The organism is Arthrobacter sp. P1_B4, from assembly GCF_056406555.1.
In genome coordinates, this window is the sequence record NZ_JBFTZW010000189.1 from 1 (window position 1) to 1526 (window position 1526).

1 protein-coding gene is annotated in these 1526 nt (G+C 64.6%); it reads right to left on the reverse strand.

All coding sequences use genetic code 11. From position 1 onward, the window contains the following. Positions 1–215: 215 nt before the first annotated feature. Positions 216–1172 carry an IS481 family transposase gene (locus tag AC1D1W_RS20630; protein WP_476944690.1) on the reverse strand — a complete coding sequence of 319 codons (957 nt, stop codon included), beginning with the start codon at positions 1170–1172 and terminating at the stop codon, positions 216–218. Between the last annotated feature and the right edge of the window lie 354 nt (positions 1173–1526).

The window sequence follows — 1526 nt, forward strand, 5'->3', positions numbered from 1 at the left end:
AGACCAGCGGCACCCCTCCAGCCGAACACCTCGTCCTGCGGTAACCAACCCGCGCATATCAGCCAGACAGCGCTCCCTCGTCGAACATGACGCGCCAGCCAACCGGACGACGCCGAAGAACGGATACGAAAAGAGCGGTCCAAGACAAACCAGCCCTGGACCGCTCACCCTTGCCCTATTGACAAGAACACCTACATATCAGGTGTACTGAGCCATCAGGTTGGTGACACCCGGGTGATGGGTGTGGTTCCGATGCCGGTGTGGATTCGTTCAGTGTTGTAGTGCTGGAGCCAGGGCGCAAGTGCGGATTGGCGGTCGTTACTGCTGGTGAAGACCTGCCGGTGGGCCCATTCGGTTTGCAGGGTCCGGTTGAAGCGTTCGGCTTTGCCGTTGGTCCAGGGGCAGTGGGGCTTGATGAAGCGCTGAACTGCTCCGAGATCTGCGACTGCCTGACGGAACATTGTGGAGTTGCGGTAGGCGAAGGCGTTGTCGGTGATGACGCGTTCGATCCATTGGATGCCGTGGCCGGCGAAGTAGCCCGCGGCGCGGGTGAGGAACCCGGCCGCTGTGGCGCCCTTCTCATCGGGAAGGACCTCGGCGTAGCCGATGCGGGAGTGGTCATCGATCGCGACGTGGACGTAGTCGTAACCGATTCCGCGTCCCTTGACCTGCTCCGAGCGGCCGTGGGCCCGCCAGCCGCCGCCGTCCGGGATGCGTCCGAGCTTCTTGACGTCCAGATGGACCAGTTCCCCGGGCCGTGCCCGCTCGTACCGCTTCGCCATGGTCCGGGCGGCGCGGATCGGGGCACCCGTCAGCGGATCGCAGTCCGCCAGCCGCGGGACCCCGTGCCGGTGCAGGATCCGGGACACGGTCCGGGCCGGGACGCCGGTGAACGCGGCGATCCGCAGCGGACCGAACCGTAACGACCGCCGGGCGTCCAGGACGGCTAGCTCACGGTCGGAACTCGTCCGGGCCGGTGATGACCTCGGCCGGCTTGAGCGGTCCGGCAGACCGGCTGCGCCCTCGGCGCGGAATCGTCGGATCCACCGGTACGCGGTCTGCCGGGACACGCCCAGTTCGGCAGCGATATGGGCGACCGGGCGGCCGGCGGCCACCCGGTCAACGATCAGGAGTCTTCCATGAACCGTCAACCCGGCATTAACGTGGGACACGAGGACCTCCGAGCGCCAAGTGTGTGAACTAGACAGCTCCACTTAGCCCGGAGGTCCTCCTCGTTTTCAAGCCCCACATGTCAACAACGTCCCGGCTCAGTACACCTGATATGTAGGTGTTCTTGTCAATAGGGCAAGGGTGAGCGGTCCAGGGCTGGTTTGTCTTGGACCGCTCTTTTCGTATCCGTTCTTCGGCGTCGTCCGGTTGGCTGGCGCGTCATGTTCGACGAGGGAGCGCTGTCTGGCTGATATGCGCGGGTTGGTTACCGCAGGACGAGGTGTTCGGCTGGAGGGGTGCCGCTGGTCTAGGAATGTCGGGCGTCACCGGTGTTAGCCGGTTGTCCATAGTTGTGT